The organism is Shewanella youngdeokensis, assembly GCF_033180165.1.
GTDB lineage: Bacteria > Pseudomonadota > Gammaproteobacteria > Enterobacterales > Shewanellaceae > Shewanella > Shewanella youngdeokensis.
On sequence record NZ_CP136522.1, the window covers coordinates 66435 to 84112 of the forward strand.

Sequence of the window (17678 nt, forward strand, 5' to 3'; positions counted from 1 at the left end):
CTTGGCTGTGAAGTTTCTTGACCTCTCATGTGATGTCTGGGCTGTTTGCACTATAATTATTCTTAAGCTAATCATTTCTGAAGTATGAACTAATGAACCGCACGAAAAAGATCACCAAAAAATTTATGGGCAAGGCTAAAAAGGCCAATGCTAAACTCAATACGAGCAATAAACCTAAGTATATTTCTAAGGCTGAAAGAGAGCGTTTGGCTGTTTTAGAGACAGTCGAAACAGTATCTGAAGACCTCAAATAGCACAAAAACCATTCAAACGCGTAGCTGTGTCACATAAATTCACATGATTCGGCTATAACTAATGTTACTTACGCTAATGGATGTGCAAGAATGCGCGGCTAATTTTAGCTTTGTAGTCTTAATTACAAAGCCGATGTAACGGATAGGAGTTTCATGAATACCGTATATTCAATCGGAGAACTAGAATCTTTTTTAGTTGCAATAATGGTGCTGTTTATCGGCCATGCAGTTAATCGTCACGTGAGTTTCTTCAAAAAATACAATATTCCAGAACCCATTATTGGTGGCTTGGTTGTTGCTGCTATTACAACAATTTTGCACTTTCAGCATGTGACCTTAGAGTTTTCTTTGCCAATGCAAAAAATCCTGATGCTAATGTTTTTTAGTACGGTAGGTTTAGCGGCAAGTTATAAATTGTTGGTAAAAGGCGGGCGTAAGGTCTTTATCTTTCTTGGTATAGCCTCAATTTATATTGTGATTCAAAACGCTGTGGGTGTGAGCTTAGCAACTGCCTTAGGTTTGGAGCCGTTAATGGGCTTAGTGGCAGGGTCTATCACATTGTCTGGAGGCCATGGTACTGGCGCAGCTTGGGCGCAAACCTTTTCTGACCATTATGGAATGAGCACATTAGAGTTTGCGATGGCTGCTGCGACATTTGGTTTAGTGATGGGGGGTATTATCGGTGGCCCTGTTGCACAACGATTAATTGATAAGCATAAACTGGAATCATCTTATGGGATTGGTGGTAATCACCATAAGGATCACCCAGATCTAGTGACTTATGATCAACTAGAAGAGGATCGAGTCACCGCTAAAAGCGTGATGGAAACATTGTTCATCTTGTTGCTTTGTGTGGCTGGCGCGAGAGGGATTGAACACTTGGTATCCACTTTCGATATCACTTGGTTAAAAATGCCTGACTTTGTATATGCGTTATTCTTGGGCGTTGTTATTACTAACCTAACAGAGTTGACACGGGGCTATAAGACTAACAGTGAGTGTGTTGATATCTTGGGTACAGTGTCGTTGTCATTATTTCTTGCTATGGCATTGATGAGCTTAAGATTATGGGAAATTTTTGACCTGGCCATTCCTTTGCTAGTGATTTTGCTCGTGCAGACCGTAGTATTAGGCTTTTTTGCTTACTTCATCACCTTCAGACTGATGGGATCAAATTATGATGCTGCAGTTATGGCGGGTGGTCATTGTGGTTTTGGCATGGGGGCAACTCCGACTGCGGTGATGAATATGGGGGCATTAGTTTCTCGTAACGGCCCGTCGCCACAAGCGTTTATGGTCGTGCCAATTGTCGGGGCATTCTTTATTGATATCGTTAACCTGATTGTTCTACAGGGCTACATTAGTTTTATCTTGTAGCATCTAGCGGGTCAATAAAATAGCGGCGAGGGTAATAAATACTCCGCCGCTAGTACGATCGAACCAGTGCAGCTTGTGACTTGATTTGAGTTTTGGGGCGAGCACGTTTGCCATGCAGGCATAAATCATCACAAAACTAAAATCGACCACGGCCCAGGTCAACGCTAAAATGGCGAGCTGAGGTGCTTGCGGCGCGCTTATGTCAATAAATTGCGGAAACAGTGCGGCAAAAAATAGTAAATCCTTAGGGTTGCTTATACCAACCAAGAAAGCCTGCTTAAACAGCTGTGTAGGCTTGCCATTGCCTTTGGTAGTCCTCAGTTCCAATTCTTGTTCTGTCGCTTTGGTCAGTAGCAGTTTAATACCGATAAAGAATAAATAAGCCCCGCCACACCATTTTAAAATGGTAAAGCCATATTCAGTGGCACTTAGCAGTGCGCCTAAGCCGGCTGCAGAGGCCATCATTAGTAATAATGCCGAAGTCACACTGCCCAGCGCCGTTGCTAAACTCCGACTTTTGCCATAATGAATACCATGCCCCATTGAGAGCACAGCCATAGTGCCGGGAGAAATGGCGATTAGCATGATGGCGACAAGGTAAAGTAGCCATGTATCAAAGCTCATATTATTTTATACCGTCGATAGTGGTAAACGTTGCTATTTTAGCTGAACTGTTATGATCATAGCTTGAAGTCGGGAAGCTTTTTCGGCCGGCGACCAGTTATTGATCTAAAAAAGCGGATGATATTATCCATGTCCTGCTGCATATCGTCAGTGGTATGCATGGCATCGTTGATCACTATGGTTTTACGGCTAAAATCGAACCCTACGGTTACGATGGGAACTTGGGCTTTACTGGCGATGTGGTAAAAGCCGGTTTTCCAGCGCTTCACAGGGCTACGAGTCCCCTCAGGGGCTAGTGCTAAGCCAAAGTCAGGGTTGTTTTTAAACAGCTCGACAACAGAATCTACTAAATTGTTATTTTTGCTCCTATCGACCGGAGTGCCTCCCATCGCCTTAAAAAACCATCCCCAAGGTGGGATAAACAGCTGGTGTTTTCCTAAAAAGTTAAGCTTTTCAGCTAAAGCTCCACGGGCTATGACACCAATAACAAAGTCCCAATTACTGGTGTGTGGGGCGACAATCACAATGCATTGTTGCTGGGGTGGGAGTGCACCGGAGATTTTCCAGCCAGTGGCTCTGAGTAGGAACCTGCAAAATTTTTGAAACATAAATCAACACCGTCTGTGATAATTGTGTGGCCATGCTATCTGCTGTCTTTTACCTCGTCACGGCGATAATAAGGGAGACGTTAGATGCGTATTACCCCAGAGTACACTCTAAACATAAACCACTTCAAGATTAAGAATTTGTCTGTTTAAGGGGCGTCGATTAATGGCCATTAAGACTGAAATTAAATCATGTAGTAGCCGACTTAGATCTGCTAGTGCTTCTATGTCTATACGCTACAAATCAGAGCTGTTTTTGTGGGGTGATGGCGAGCTTAAAGGTTGTACGTCGCTATATTGTAAAGTCGTCACGACCTAGATTGCGACCTTTACCATCGTAGCGAACCTCTGAAAAATGTAGTTTTGCTTGGTGGTCTTTTAAAATAATACTGGTCGAGCGAGTGCCATATTCAGGGTGTTGGATGTAGATAGAAGATAGGTGACGTTCCCATTCTAAGCTCACGCCTGTTTGTGGCAGGTCGGTATCAGAAGCTTGGGTTTGATCTTTCATTATCGTGAGTAAGTCATCAATGTTAGGCTCGCTGTTTGTACTGATGTGCGCTTCTATTGCTTGGGTTCCCCGAGACATCTTTGGCCAGATATCATCTAGTGCGCCGTTGCTGATAGAGTGGAACCCCGCACTAAGTTGGTTGAGTGTCTTATTGCGACTGTCATAACAATGCAGCGCGTGCTCATCACCAAAAAGTAAATTAAATGGATTATAAAAATGGCTGTGGCGAGAGAGCCATGATGCATCTATTCCTTCGGCAGATAAGGCTCTGAGGGGAAGCTCGCCGCGACTCCTCATGTCTGATTGTGTTAACTCCGGGTCACGAATATTGGTGAGCGCTGCTATCAAACCCTGTTGATTGACCCCAAGCCACGTTCCGCCGGCCTCTAGATCTCTACCTGCAAGTAGTTGCTCGTGGTTAGGCCAAAAGTGGGCGGGTTCGGTGGGGCGATGATGATATTCATCTCGGTTAGCGCAAATAATGAGAGGATATTGGGGGTGCGCTTTTAGAGCCACAAACAAAATGCACATAAGTTAGCCATGAGATGTGTGATACACAAAGACTAATACTCATTTGCCTTAAAAGCTATCGCCCTTATTTTCCCCTGATTTTTAAAGGTGTTTAATGGTGGTGATGCCCATGATTGTGTTCATGTGAGTGTGGCTTTGCTTGATGCTGCATGAGCCGGCTCATAAATTTACGAGGGCCAAGACGTAACAAGCTGGCGGCAAACAAAGCGGCGACTATGCCTAGGCAAGTTGTATTGACAGCATTGGGTAGGTGGCCCAGTGCTTGCCATTGTGGTTGGATCCACTCAATTATAGTGAGTAGACCTAATAGCAATATCATCAATTTTACGCGCAGCGGCCACGCCATTAATTTTAATTGGGCAATGTTAAAAATTGGTGCTGCAATAAGCGGCAGTATCACTGCTATCGTTGTCCAGCCACTGTAGGCAAGCGACAGTGATAACACTGCGGCACCTAGGTTGCAAAAACGCATCGGTAAAAAGACAAGCAATAACACCATTACTTGCACATATGGGCTAGATAAGGGGACGGCTGGGTGACCAATCAAGTTGGCTAGAATTAGGCTTAGAACAATCCACGGTGCACTGCGGTCGACTAAGTGAGCAAAGCCAAAACGAAGTGCTGATGTCGGTAATGAGTCGTGAGGATCCGTCGGTTCGACTTTGCCGTAAGTTAACAAATAGCCTATTGCAAACACGGCTCCGGCTTGAATTAAAGCAAATAAGGGGCCGAGTAACAGGCCGGTAATCACAATGGCCTCAGGCCCAAGCAACCTTTGCAACCAGCGCCTACTTAGTGATGAATTTTGCGGAGATAGCCCAAAGTGAAATCGCAGACTCGCCACGGCGTAGCTCAGTAATAAGATTGGGGCGATGGTTAGCATCCAATCTAGCAAGTGCTCGGTTGAATGGCTGTGACCATGCTGGTGGTCATGGCCACCGGAGTCCATGATTAACAGCAGTGCCAGTAAAGCCATGCCCAGCAAGCTACCAATACCCGCTTGGTATTCAAATTGACCATTTTTGTCAGTATCGGGTTGCCCGTGAGGTTGGTGCAATACCACATGTAATATTGACCCCGTTACAAACGCTTGTAGGTAAACGGTATTCTCAAGGCTTAAATGCACCAGCATCTGCTCTCCGGCAAAATAGCCTGCCCCAGTGAGAAGCATCATGCCGGCAAGTACTAGCATGGCCCAGCGGCCGCCAACTTGTGGTTTTAGCAGCCACCATATCGCAACGCCAACGGGTAATCTATGCAAAATAATACCCAGTGCGAGTAACGATGAATTACCGTCTTGCTGGGCTAAAATCATCGCTCCACCATCGGTAATTGTGTGCAATAACAGCCCGCCAATGCCAAGTGTTAGCGTTAAATTATGAGTGACTTCTGAGTATTGATGAAATAAGCGTTCGCTCAGTGTTGGGCCCCAAATACCAATAATGACAAAGATAATGGCAAGAAAGCCGCCGTGTTCTAACAGCTCAGGTAAAATGTGGATCAGCACTAAGCCGCCCAGAGACACGAATATAAATCCGTCTAGGCCTTTTTGTAACCCTGTTCCCGATGATAAAAACCGGTAAAACAGAGGTCCTAAGAGTAGTGCTATACAGCTAGCTAAGAGATACAGCATAGGGATCCCATTTAAACCGCAAGTGCGAAAAAGCGCCACAGTATACCAGTGTTAGGCACAATTAGCAGAGTGATAACTCGAATTTACATTGATAAATCAGTCCGTCTTCCGCCGACTAATTGTGACCCTAATAGTAATTCGTGCAAATTATTTATAACTTATAGTTAGCTTTACAGTAAAACATAATAGAATACTCCCCTTTTTAGTTAACTAGGCTTACCCATTTCATGGATACTTTCTCAGCGGCAGTAATGCTTTTTTTAATTATGGACCCGCTTGGCAACTTGCCTATTTTTGCCTCAATTTTACGGCATATTGAACCAAAAAAACGCCGTCGGGTGTTAATTCGAGAACTGATTTTTGCATTAGTTATTATGCTGTTGTTCTTATTTGCAGGTGAAGCCATTTTAAGCTTTCTTAATTTGCGCTCAGAATCTGTCAGTATTGCAGGCGGTATTATTCTGTTTTTAATTGCGATACGCATGATTTTCCCGCAACCAGGAGGTGTCGTCGGGCTCGCTGCTGGTGAAGAGCCTTTTATTGTGCCGATGGCCATTCCATTGATGGCTGGTCCTTCAGTGTTGGCTGCGCTAATTTTGCTGGCTCATACGGATGAAAGCAGGATGGCCGACTGGACCGTGGCTTTGCTTGGGGCGTGGGCAGTAAGCTCGGTTATTTTATTGTTTTATAAAGTTTTCACTAAGGTGTTGGGTGAAAAGGGCTTAACTGCTGTTGAGCGTCTGATGGGGATGGTGCTGGTGATGATATCGGTACAGATGTTCTTAGATGGCGTCTCAAGCTACATGCAAGCGTTATAATGTTTAACTTGGTTGGCGTGGCATTTGTTGCGCCAATCACACTCACAAATCATAAGGCCTTGGCCGCAATCGCGCCATTAAGTCGATTGCCTCGGTTATAGTTGGCAGCTTTTCCGGTCTGTTCTACTGCTTATTTTATCATTTATCTTGCTAACCTTGTCCATTACCTGTGTGTATGATCTTGTTTTAATTTCTTTTTTTCATCCTCTCCTTGGTAGCTGAATGGTTCGTAGTGCTTGTTGCTGCGTTTGCTTGCTATTTGACTACACTGTAACTAGGTTGAGATTTAACCGATTGAACGAGCGGTAACCTAAGTCGCAACTTAAAAATGGTGAGGTTTGCATTAACTGCCATGACCAAGTGTACAGCGTGTATGTTTAATACGTGAAAAGGAGAGCAGGTATTATGCGGTCTATTCATAAAGGAATCCTTTTCGGTATTGTTAGCGCTATTTTAATGATGAGCAATAGTATTGCGGCACCAATAGTGGCTAGCTCTGCCGATGCTAATATCGTTGATGAAGAACGAGTACTGTATTGGCTTATTAAACGCGGTGAAGTAGCGAGTGATGCATCGGATTTTGAAAAGCAATTAGCCGTAGATGCATTTATCGCGCGTTCAAAACTGCCGAATAAAATCTCGTTACGTGAGGCGAGGAATGAAGCTAAACGCCTGCAGCAGAGCAAACAAGCCAGCAAGCAGCTTAAAGTCTCTGGGGCGGCAACCACTGCGTTGATCAATAAAACCGTTAAAGTGATGGCTGTATTGATCGATTTCCCCGACCTACCTCATGATGATAATGGTTTAAGCAGCAGTGATACCGAGATGTTTTACAGCAGCTACCCCGCAGAGCATTATCAAAACTTACTTTTTTCAACCAATGGCTATGCTGGACCTTCGGGTCAAACGTTGATGACAGGCTATCAATATTATCAAGCTGAATCGGGCCAAACTCTCTTTTTCACCGGCACAGTGCAAGGTTGGTATCGTGCAGCAAATAATGCTGCTTATTACGGTGGTAATAGTGGTGGTGCGGCTGATGATGTCAATGCTGCAGAGTTAGTTAAAGAAGCTGTTGCAGCTGCAGCGGCCCAAATGAACGAGGTTGAACTTGCAAGTTACGATATTGAAGACCCCTATGATTTTAATCAGAACGGTATTATTGATGAGCCTGACGGTGAGATTGACCATGTCATGATATTTCATTCGAGTATAGGTGAAGAGGTTGGTGGCGGGATGTTAGGCGGAGACGCCATTTGGTCGCACCGAGCATCAATCTTTCCGTTCGATATACCGGGCACAGATATGATGTTGAGCACTTATACGATTCAACCTATAGATGCTGCGTTGGGCGTGTGTGTACATGAGTTTGGACATGATCTTGGTTTAAAAGACGAATATGACATTAGCGGTGGGGGGCAAGGCTCGCCAGTTGGCAACTGGTCCGTGATGGCGTCGGGTAGTTGGGCGGGGGCTATTCGTGGCACGGAGCCTGTTGGATTTAGCCCCTACGCTAGGGCATACCTACAGGAAAGATATCAGGGTAATTGGGTTTCAGAGCAGAAATTGTTGCTCAGCTCATTGGATGGCTCTGGGTTAGAAGTTGCGTTGGTTGAAGCGGTTAATCATGAAGGGGTTAATCAGATTTCACTGGATATACCACCTGAAGAATTAGACTTTACAGCGCCTTACAGTGGTGACTATCAATTCTATTCAGATCAAGGGGATTTGCTCAGCCATGCTATGTCACTTGATGTCGAGCTTCCAGTTGCCACATCACTGGTGCTAACCATGCAAGCGCATTGGAATATAGAATTAGATTATGACTATGCACAGGTGATGGTTGATGGTGTTGCGTTAGCTGGTAATTATACCAAAGCCAGTAATGACACTAATTCAGCCAAAAATATTATTACGGGTAGCTCGAGTGAGTTACCAGCTGCGCAAGGTGATAATAGTTGGGTGGAGTTGGAGTACGATTTAAGTGCTTATGCTGGGCGTAATGTTAGGTTGTCTATTCGATATACCACCGACGCCTATGTTGGCGATTATGGTATTGTGATCGACGATATTTCAATTATGCAAGCGGGTGAGCCATGGTTGTTTATTGGTGCTGAAACTACTGGCGAGGCGGCTTTTGCTGGGTTTTTGCGGGTGAGCGATAAACGGCCGGGTAAAGACCGGCGCTACCTTGTGCAGTTGCGAAGTCACAAGGGGGTTGATCAAGGTTTAAGTGATGAGCGTTATGATCCTGGCGTTGTATTGTGGTTAGAGAACAATAATTACAGTACCAATGAAGTGAGTGACCATGCTGGTTACAGTTTGATTGGCGTAGTTGATGCCGATCAAAACTTGATTGGTTACTTGGACTCTGAATTCCAGATGCGCGACGCTGCTTTTAGCCTGTTTAATCAGTCTGCTTATACTCGAAACGGTAGCACTGACAGGCACTTGTCTGGGCATAAACTATTTGCTGACACTAATGACTACAGTGCTCCACTGCAGCCTGAGTCGGGTATGCAACTACCAGAGCTGGGGTTGTCGATGGAAGTTATGGCTCAGGCAGAAGACAGCAGCACAGCAACGGTACAATTTACCTATACCGGCTCAGCAGTGCCATCAACAGAATTAACTGCTGTGATTGAGTATGTCCAGCAAGGGGCGCAAGTGAGTTTCAGTGCCAATGTAAACGGTGGCGACGGAAATTACGAGTATGCCTGGGATTTTGGTGTCGACGATGCAGTTAGCGCGCTAACCAAACCAAGCTATACCTACAGTGAAGAGGGCAGTTACCTGGTCACTCTCACCATTACTGATGGTAATGGAGTGGTATTTACTAATAGCAGTACAGTAACGATTAGTGCAGCGCTAGATGCCAGTTTTACCTCAACAGTTAATGGGCTTGTTGTGACCTTTGTTAACCTTTCTACAGGTGGTAACGGCGAACTCAGTTACCTGTGGGAGTTTGGTGATGGTGTTATAAGTTCTCAAGTGTCACCGTCGCATTCTTATGGCAGTACCGGAGACTATAGCGTCGTTCTCACGGTGACCGACAGTGATGGGCAGCAACAAAGCGAGACGAACATCGTTAGCGTAAAAAGTACGGCTACAACGGATACAACGTCAACCCAAAAAAGTGGCTCTGGTGGCGGACTTGGCATGTTGTCACTGTTGTGTTTACTGTTTTTTGCCAGCTTTCGTCGCACCAAGTCAGTATGTGTTTAAAAGTCAGTCTAGCGTTTAACCGCGAAGGCATAAGCTTTTAATTTGGTTAATACGCTAGCTGCTTCAACGGAATTTTTTCAATTGCTTGCTGGGCGGCTGGCAAAAATATTTCGCTTACGATGAGTTGCTCCTTTGCATGTGAAAAATAACGTCGTCGCCCCCACAGTGAGCTTTTTACATCTTGATTCAGTGATGCTGCGAGCTTGGCTATTTTACTGCAGGCGGTAAAGTGAGCCACTTCAATCTTGCCGGGGGTAAAGTCATCTTTAGAATACAAAAGCTCACCTAATGGGCGCTTGCCTAATCCTAGAAAGTCTTGCTGTTTCATAGCGAGTAATCGACCTGGGATAAGTGTTCTAGCAAATATCCAAGGCACGCCGTCTAGCACCAATAATACCTCTCTTATCCACACTTGCCGATGATCAGGGTACTCGTCTGTTAACGGTGATAAAGTGTCTTCTCCCAGCACTCTGACTTCAAATTGTTGGCATTGTGCTTTTAGTTTTTGGGTCAAACTGCTACTGCTAAGTAGCCAATCTTTAAAGGGGGGCGCGGGTAAGTAAGTAATTTTATCTGGTGAAACCCAGTTAATTGATTCACCATAAGGAAAGCTTAACCTAGTCACAGTCATTTAATTCTCGGTACAATGCTAGAACTGAAGCAGTCTAGCATGCTGAGATCCAATCAGTAAGCAGCACAAAAGAAAAGAGTATAAAAGCTAATTTCATCGAATATGGACAAGGGAGTCATTCATACATGAAAACAATTATTGCAATATTGCTGTTCACCTTGAGCAGTTTTGCGGTGTGTGCTGAAGGGGACAAGCCACGAGAAGAATACGCTTACTACGGGTTTGAACCCGATATTGTGACTAATTATATTTCGAACCAGAATAAACTAGGTTATGTAAAAATCAGCGTCGAGCTAATGGTGACTAATCCAGAAGATTTGTTGAGCCTCGAAAAACACGATCCGCTACTGCGCTCGGCAATCGTCGAAATTTTGGGTAACCAAACCGAAAATAAAGTGAAGTCGTTAACGGGTAAAGAAGAAATTAGGCGTGAATGCTTTGAAATGATTAATCGTCTATTAGTCGAAGAAACAGGTAAAGAGTTAGTGTTTAATTTACTTTTTACCAAATACCTTTATGACTAGTCCAAATACATTGATTTTATGCTGGCATTATTATTAATGCTGCAGAGTGAACATGAATAAACAACATAAAAAGCCGGATAAGCCAGGCACGGTAAATGCACATAAGCCTGCGGCAACGTTAAATAAAGGAATGCACCCACGCAACAAGCATAATGCGGGTTACGACTTTACAGCGTTAATGAGTAGCTACCCAGAGTTGAAACCGTTTGTAAGCCTAAACCCTTACGGTAATTTGTCTATCGACTTCGCCGCGGCGGATGCCGTTAAGGCACTTAACGGTGCGTTACTCAAACACGATTACGGTGTCGACTTTTGGGCTATACCTCAAGGATTTTTATGCCCGCCGATCCCTGGTCGTGCAGACTATATTCATCATGTTGCAGACCTATTAGCGGTAAAAAAAACGAGCAAGAAGCGCATTCCTAAAGGCGATAAAGTACAGGTATTAGACATAGGTACGGGAGCCAATGTTATCTACCCGCTACTGGGGATCCAGTCTTACGGTTGGCAATTTGTCGGCAGCGACGTTGACCCTGTTTCAATAAAAAATGCCCAAACAATATTTGCTAATAATCCAGCTATTAGTGGCAAATTTGCTGCGCGATTACAAAATAATCCACAGCACATATTTCACGGTATTATCGGCAAAAATGATCGCTTTGATGTCACGCTGTGTAACCCACCATTTCATGCATCGCTAGCAGAAGCAACTGCAGGTACAGCGCGGAAGCTGAGCAATCTGGCGGCGAACCGAGCTGCGAAAGCTGGGCAAAAAATGCCAACCGTTTCGACTCAGTCAGAAGCTGACTCGCTTAATTTTGGCGGCCAAAAAGCCGAGCTTTGGTGTGATGGTGGCGAAAAGCAGTTTTTGAGAAATATGATCACTGAAAGTCAACGCTTTGCTGCTCAGTGCTTATGGTTCACCACACTAGTGTCTAAAAAAGAGAACCTAAAGCCGGCACAGGCCTTACTCGAAAAGGTCAAAGCGAGTGAGGTTAAAGTTATTGAAATGCACCAAGGGAACAAAATAACACGTATTTTAGTGTGGACTTTTTTAACGCGACAGCAGCAACAATTGTGGCAACAATATCGTGACCAGCTTTAAGGCTGTTAACGTACTTAATATAGCCTTTTGCTGTACCTCAATTCTAGCTCGCTATCATCACGAGCTAGACTTGATTGCACGCAGCAGCGCTTATATTGACCGTGTTTGCTTCCACTGCATGGCGACACAATACCGCTTACATTAGTTTTTACCCTACTGACCATTCCAAAGCAGCTTACCGGAATCAGTTAAGTCATAACCGCCTAATGTTGCAGCTAGTTGCTGGGTTTGAGGCTCTGCAATAAGGTTGAACAGACGTTGTAGCTGGCGTCTGAAATAGATCCCTTGCGGCATCACAAAGTCAAATGATTCAGTAACTAAAGGAACAAAGCTTAATCCACTTTCGAGTGCAACAGACTGGCAGCCAAAGCCAATGTCAGCATTATTTCTCGCAATGTAGCCCGCAAGTTCTCGCTCACTTTGTGCTACGAGATTAGAGTTGAGCTTCTCAAAGTCGGCACCTTGTTTCATAAGCCATTGCTCTAAATGTTGCTGGCTACCTGCGCCAGCTTGGCGTGCAACCCAGCGCCAAGATTGCTGTGGGATTTTGTCCAACTGTTGGCAGCGATGGTGCATATCTGGACGCATCATTAACCCTTGTTTGCGAGTATAGCCATGTACCATTACCCATTGCTGGTGGTTAGCATAGCCTTGCAATAAAGCGGGGTGCCGAACCGAGCGTTCTTCTACGCTGCCCCAATGTAATGTACACACATCGGCATAGCCACGAGACAGTAAATCAAGGCCTAATCGAGAGCCTGTGGAGCTGTAACTTATTAGTTCCGTTTTACCTATTTGAGACATCATGCGTGACACTAGCATAGACAATAAAGGGTCATCGCTTCCGGTTATATGCATCCGATCTGAAAGCATACCGCTGTGGCAAGAGTCCATCACCCATCGATCAATTAAGATTTTTGGGAATAGCCATTTACCCGTAACTTTTGTCGCTGGAAGAATGCGATCATTGGCCATGGAGTAGACCTTTTTCTCATTGAGATCAAGATACTCTGATACCTGTCTAGCACTCATGTAAACCAGTTCTGTTGCCTCAGTCATTTTCCATCCTTGTGGCGCATAATCGTTTTAGCTTAGTGTCACTGTCTTGCTTATTAAGTTGCGTCAAATTCAATGTTTTCAGCACCGTTGTATATTAAGAAATGGCGACCCTTAGCACGGGCTATCATGGTGATGCCTAGCTTTTGTGCTAACTCTAACCCCATTTGAGTTGCACCACTTCGAGAGAGCAGCACCGGGATCCCCATTTTGGCAACTTTAATGACCATTTCAGAGGTTAAGCGGCCTGTTGTATAAAACAACTTGTTATGGCCTATTTCTTGTTTAAGCCACATCTCACCGGCCAGTGTGTCAACAGCATTATGGCGACCAACATCTTCAATGAACCCTGTGATCTGGTCGTCTTGGCATAAACCACAACCGTGTACCGCACCTGCGTTTTTGTAAGTTTCGTTATATTCACTAATGTTTTTGAGTAGGCTATAAATCATGCTCTGTTTGAGGTGCGGTGTGGGTAAGTCTATTTCATCGAGCCCAGCCATGAACCCACCATAAACCGTGCCTTGACCACAGCCTGAGGTGACGGTTTTTTCAGATAACATGTCATCTAAACCGTCGGTTTTTTCGCTGGTGAGAATCGCCGCAGAGTTTACATCCCAATCCACAATGACCGACTCAAGTTTGCTTAAGTCTGAAATAAAGCCCTGATTCTTTAAGTAACCTAACGATAATGCTTCTGGTCTGGCACCTAACGTCATTAATGTCACAATGGGACGCCAGTTTAAATAAACGGTGAGTGGGCGTTCGCAAGCAATAAATTTATCTACTTTTTCACCTTTTTCATTAATGGCCGTTACCGCAATGGTCAGAGGGACTTCAGAATTCGTTTTGATTAAAGTTGGGTGGCTTTTGTTTGCAGTCATAAGGCCTGTCATCAAGTAAGAAAAAATTATTCGCAACTAAATCCTAAGCAATATCTATACCTAACTTCATCTGGATACAAACTTAGTGGCAGATCACATTTATCAACCTGTAGTCGCCCTTTTATGTCCCATAGCAGATTGCTATTTAGACAAAATGTCCTAGTCTTGGTTGAGTTTAGTTGATCTAGTTCAAACTATTTTATTGCTCTCGTATGGCACATTTATTGCTTAGCTTTAAGCAGTATTTATTTAGCGGACTGCCATAAAGGCTGTCATCTCAAGCAAGGCGGAGACTGAATGCAACATACCGAAAGCCAATGGCCAATGTACGTTTCTCTGAAAAAGATAGAAACACAAGTCGGAAGATGGACCTCAGTGCAGTGGGAAGTTGACCAAATACTCCCCGCTACCCATGCTGCACCAGAAGGGGCAAGCCTTATCTTGCTTGAACTTCACAAAGACGAACGCGGCAGCTACCGAATCAATATCGACATGGATAACGCCATGTTGTACATCGTTTGTGACGAAACCCTAGAAGGTGAATGGATCCCGTCAGCGATTTCCGCCGACCAAAATGTTGCTGCTGGTTGTTTAGAGGCCGATACACCGGTACTGAATATCCCAATGCCTGCAGCAATCGCTTGTTGGATTGAAGCATTTATCACTCGTCATGGTGAAGTTGAAATTAAAGCTCACCGCCGTGCTAAACATGTTAATGGTCGTAAAAATGAAGGCCCAAGCACCAACCATTTTGCAGGTAACTCATGAGTGGTTTGTTATCGCGCTGGAATCTGCGCCGCCAAAAAGTATCGGAAGAAACTGAGACTGAAGTAACAGCGACCGAAGCGGAGCAAACTTCACCAGAGGCTGAAACTCTTGTTTCGTCAGAAGTCGCACCGGCGACAGGCGCCGAGGGCGTCGCTACACAAGCAGCTCCTGAAGAAGGCAAGTTACTGACCGCAGCAGATTTACCCGATCCAGAGAAGATTGAAGTAGGTGGCAGCTTTGCCAGTTTCATGGGAGCAAATGTCGATCCTGCTGCGAAGTCTGCAGCGCTTAAAGCTCTTTGGAAACAACCGCATTACAATGAGTTGGATGGTCTGCTTGATTATGCGCTCGACTACACCAACCAGCCTAAATTGTCGGCTGAGGTATCTAGTGAGTTAGCAAAGAAAGTATTTCGTTATGTTGTTGAAGATGACGATGAAAAAGAAGGTGATGCAACATCAGCACTTGAGTCAGATGAGGTGGCCAGTGCTGCTCCGGCGTTAGACGCCGCGAGCGATGCAGCAGAATCGGACATTTTGGGTGATGACAACGCCGCTCTGTCCCAAAATGAACCACAACACCAAGACATTACTAATAATAAAGTTGTTTAACGTCATTATAGAGTGTTTTTAATTCCATAAATTTGGTATGTGAATTGCTGTATTTATCATATAAAGCTGGCGCGCATTAAAGCGCAACATAAAACAGCAGAATAAGTACAGAAGCAGCCAAAGAACTGTGCAGGAACGCAATGTGAGTAATCGTGAAACGCAAGTTGGACTCAAAGAGGTTCGACAACAGGTACTGGCCGGAAATCAGGTGATTCAAAACCTAATACCGCCAACCGTTAGCTACCAAACCGAGGGCAATGTGCTCGTTATCGGGCCAGAAGATTTGGCTCGCTTAGCTGCCGACAAATTGTCCCACATGGGTAAGTGTGCCATTTTAGCCAATGAATCCATTACAAGCCAAGATGAAGCGCATCTTGAATTAGTAATGAATGCTGCCACAGATGTTGAAAGTTATTATAATAAACTTATCGATATCAAAGGCTTCTTAGGCCAATTTCAAGTAAAAGTTGAGCTCGATGATGGCAATGCTGACTTAAGCGTTGTGGCGATTCGCAAACCTCATTTTGATTTAATCCTTGATTTGAGCATGAGCCCATGCATCAACCTTGAAATGCTACCACCGGGTTATTTCTATGTTGGTCAAGACCAAACTAAGCTAGCTGAAGCGCTTGAGCAGCTACCGGATCTAATCGGCGAGTTTGATAAGCCACGCTACGTAAAAGTGAACAGCGATATCTGTGCGCATAACCGTAACGGTAACGAAGGCTGTACCCGCTGTTTAAACTTTTGCCCAGCTGATGCAATTTCGAGTGTTGCTCAAAAAATTGAAATTGACCCTTACCTTTGTCATGGCGCAGGTAGCTGTACCAATGCATGTCCTACAGGGGCGATTAGTTACGACTTGCCGACTCCGCAAGCGATGCATAGTTACCTCAATAGGCTAGTCACCAGTTTTCGTTCACAAGCGCAAGTTGCACCTGTCATCTTATTTCATGACATTGGCAAAGGCGCGGCGCTCGTTACTGAGCAATTAGCTGGCGATATTATTCCGGTTGAACTTGAAGAGATCACTGTTGCGAGTATCGATCACTGGATGTCATCATTAGCCTGGGGGGCACGCCAAATATTGATCCTTAACACCGACGCGACAGCGCCGACGTTAACTCAAATGTTAAATGGCGAACTTACACTGGCTAACGACATCCTTGATGAAATGGGTCAACCTCAGCGTATAAGTTTAATTAGTGAACATCACCTAACAGAAGCTGGCGCCGCAGATTTATCTGAGTTATTGGTTGCGAGTGCAAGCTGGCCGGTTATTGTTCCTGCTGAATTTGCAGCAACGACTAAGCGTACAACGCTATACGAAGCGATTGACCACCTTAACGAGCAAGCGGCATCTGTCGATACTTGCTTGCATCAAAGCAATATTCCCTATGGCCGAGTGAGCGTTAATACTGAAAGCTGTACCTTGTGTATGTCTTGTGTGGCAACGTGTCCAACTGCAGCATTGACAGATGGCGGTAATTTACCGGCATTGCATTTTGTAGAGCAAGACTGTGTGCAATGTGGTCTATGTGAAGCAGGCTGCCCTGAGAAAGTTATCAGCTTAACGCCTCAGATTAATTTTGATAAAGCTGCGCGTCAGGAGCGTCAAACCCTGCATGAGGAAGCCCCGTTTGAATGTATTACCTGTGGTGATCCGTTCGCGACCCAGTCAATGGTCAAGCGGATGTTAGAAGTGGTAGGAACCCACAGTGCCTTCAGCGCCAATACGCAACGTTTAAAAATGTGTGGTGACTGTCGAGTAAAAGATATGTTTGAAGACATTCTTCAAGACCCTGAAAAGCAACTGCGATAAGAGTTTAGCTATGACCGAATTAGTAAGAGAAGTTTCAGAAAACGATCAGCTACGAGCTGACATTTATCAGTTATTAGCTGCGCTATTGCGTCGCCAGCCAAGCACCGAATTATTGCAGTTCTTAGCGGCTTTAGATATTGATGCTAAAGACGATAGCGATATGACAAAAGCATGGGTCGGATTGAAATTAGCAGCTGAGCAGTTCACAACAGACCAACTAGAAGATGAGTACTTTAATATCTTCCTTGGCGTTGGGCGTGGTGAAATCCTGCCTTACGGTAGCTGGTTTATGACCGGTTCGTTAATGGACAAGCCATTAGCTTTGCTACGTAATGACCTAATACAACTTGGCTTTGAACGTGAAGAAGAGGTGAAAGAGCCTGAAGATCACGTTGCGGCATTGTGTGAAGTCATGGGAACGTTGATTTTAGAAGCGCCAGGTTACCGCCAGCTTGCTTTCTATCAGCGCCATATGGGGAGCTGGATAGCCCGTTTTTGCGAAACATTAGCTAAAGCACCAAGCGCGGCGTTTTATGCCACTGTTGCAGAACTTGCAACCGCTTTCTTTGCTATCGAAGCTAGCGAGTTTGAACAACTAAGCTTAGATATTCCAGTTAACTGCCCAGGCAGCGAAGCGGAAAAAATTGAGCCAAACACCAACGAACTCGCCTCATAAGTTTTTGTTAACTATCTTTATCG

At 44.7% G+C, this 17678-nt stretch carries 17 protein-coding genes; 10 read left to right on the forward strand and 7 right to left on the reverse strand.

The features are described from left to right. Nucleotides 1-92: 92 nt before the first annotated feature. Both RGE70_RS00285 and gltS read left to right on the forward strand, forming a co-directional pair. Nucleotides 93-254 carry a DUF2986 domain-containing protein gene (locus tag RGE70_RS00285; protein ID WP_310469562.1) on the forward strand — a complete coding sequence of 54 codons (162 nt, stop codon included), beginning with the start codon at nucleotides 93-95 and terminating at the stop codon, nucleotides 252-254. A gap of 153 nt (nucleotides 255-407) precedes the next feature. Continuing rightward, the gene (gltS, locus tag RGE70_RS00290) at nucleotides 408-1631 is read left to right on the forward strand and encodes a sodium/glutamate symporter (protein WP_310469563.1); all 1224 of its coding nucleotides are present in this window, start codon (nucleotides 408-410) and stop codon (nucleotides 1629-1631) included. Between the two features lie 3 nt (nucleotides 1632-1634). Here the strand turns inward: gltS and RGE70_RS00295 are convergent, their stop codons facing one another. From RGE70_RS00295 to RGE70_RS00310, 4 genes are all read right to left on the reverse strand, one after another. Continuing rightward, nucleotides 1635-2255, reverse strand: a complete 621-nt coding sequence (locus RGE70_RS00295) for a LysE family translocator (protein ID WP_310469564.1) — start codon at nucleotides 2253-2255, stop codon at nucleotides 1635-1637. Nucleotides 2256-2311: 56 nt separating this feature from the next. Next, the gene (locus RGE70_RS00300; protein ID WP_310469565.1) at nucleotides 2312-2863 is read right to left on the reverse strand and encodes a lysophospholipid acyltransferase family protein; all 552 of its coding nucleotides are present in this window, start codon (nucleotides 2861-2863) and stop codon (nucleotides 2312-2314) included. A gap of 289 nt (nucleotides 2864-3152) precedes the next feature. Then, nucleotides 3153-3902, reverse strand: a complete 750-nt coding sequence (locus RGE70_RS00305) for an NRDE family protein (protein ID WP_310469566.1) — start codon at nucleotides 3900-3902, stop codon at nucleotides 3153-3155. Between the two features lie 91 nt (nucleotides 3903-3993). Next, a complete protein-coding gene (locus RGE70_RS00310) occupies nucleotides 3994-5535 on the reverse strand; it encodes a metal transporter (protein ID WP_310469567.1) in 1542 nt (513 codons plus the stop codon). A gap of 227 nt (nucleotides 5536-5762) precedes the next feature. Between RGE70_RS00310 and RGE70_RS00315 the strand changes: the two genes are divergently transcribed. Continuing rightward, nucleotides 5763-6353, forward strand: a complete 591-nt coding sequence (locus RGE70_RS00315; protein ID WP_310469568.1) for a YhgN family NAAT transporter — start codon at nucleotides 5763-5765, stop codon at nucleotides 6351-6353. 405 nt (nucleotides 6354-6758) lie between these two features. Then, nucleotides 6759-9578 (forward strand): immune inhibitor A domain-containing protein, encoded by a 2820-nt coding sequence (locus RGE70_RS00320; protein ID WP_310469569.1) that lies wholly within the window; start codon nucleotides 6759-6761, stop codon nucleotides 9576-9578. Nucleotides 9579-9624: 46 nt separating this feature from the next. On the opposite strand, the gene RGE70_RS00325 is transcribed toward RGE70_RS00320, so the two are convergent. Then, the gene (locus RGE70_RS00325) at nucleotides 9625-10209 is read right to left on the reverse strand and encodes a chorismate--pyruvate lyase family protein (protein ID WP_310469570.1); all 585 of its coding nucleotides are present in this window, start codon (nucleotides 10207-10209) and stop codon (nucleotides 9625-9627) included. A 125-nt stretch (nucleotides 10210-10334) separates the two neighbouring features. Between RGE70_RS00325 and RGE70_RS00330 the strand changes: the two genes are divergently transcribed. Together RGE70_RS00330 and rlmF are read left to right on the forward strand one after the other, a co-directional pair. After that, complete coding sequence (locus RGE70_RS00330) at nucleotides 10335-10733, forward strand: flagellar basal body-associated protein FliL (RefSeq protein WP_310469571.1); 399 nt, start codon at nucleotides 10335-10337, stop codon at nucleotides 10731-10733. A gap of 52 nt (nucleotides 10734-10785) precedes the next feature. Next, entirely contained in the window at nucleotides 10786-11838 is a 1053-nt protein-coding gene (rlmF, locus tag RGE70_RS00335; protein ID WP_375087877.1) for a 23S rRNA (adenine(1618)-N(6))-methyltransferase RlmF, read from the forward strand. A 153-nt stretch (nucleotides 11839-11991) separates the two neighbouring features. Here the strand turns inward: rlmF and RGE70_RS00340 are convergent, their stop codons facing one another. Next, nucleotides 11992-12897, reverse strand: coding sequence for a substrate-binding domain-containing protein (locus RGE70_RS00340; RefSeq protein WP_310469572.1), 906 nt, complete (start codon nucleotides 12895-12897; stop codon nucleotides 11992-11994). A gap of 53 nt (nucleotides 12898-12950) precedes the next feature. Further along, nucleotides 12951-13778: a formate dehydrogenase accessory sulfurtransferase FdhD gene (locus RGE70_RS00345; protein WP_310469573.1), complete on the reverse strand. Its 828-nt coding sequence runs from the start codon at nucleotides 13776-13778 to the stop codon at nucleotides 12951-12953. 297 nt (nucleotides 13779-14075) lie between these two features. Between RGE70_RS00345 and RGE70_RS00350 the strand changes: the two genes are divergently transcribed. The 4 genes from RGE70_RS00350 to RGE70_RS00365 all read left to right on the forward strand — a co-directional run bounded on the left by RGE70_RS00350 (nucleotide 14076) and on the right by RGE70_RS00365 (nucleotide 17655). Continuing rightward, a complete protein-coding gene (locus RGE70_RS00350; protein WP_310469574.1) occupies nucleotides 14076-14546 on the forward strand; it encodes a DUF3305 domain-containing protein in 471 nt (156 codons plus the stop codon). Continuing rightward, on the forward strand, nucleotides 14543-15157 hold the full coding sequence (locus RGE70_RS00355; RefSeq protein ID WP_310469575.1) for a DUF3306 domain-containing protein: 615 nt from the start codon (nucleotides 14543-14545) through the stop codon (nucleotides 15155-15157). The genes RGE70_RS00350 and RGE70_RS00355 overlap by 4 nt, the downstream gene beginning before the upstream one ends. Before the next feature lie 142 nt (nucleotides 15158-15299). Next, a complete protein-coding gene (locus tag RGE70_RS00360) occupies nucleotides 15300-16979 on the forward strand; it encodes a 4Fe-4S binding protein (protein WP_310469576.1) in 1680 nt (559 codons plus the stop codon). 10 nt (nucleotides 16980-16989) lie between these two features. After that, entirely contained in the window at nucleotides 16990-17655 is a 666-nt protein-coding gene (locus RGE70_RS00365; protein WP_310469577.1) for a TorD/DmsD family molecular chaperone, read from the forward strand. The last annotated feature ends 23 nt before the right edge of the window (nucleotides 17656-17678 follow it).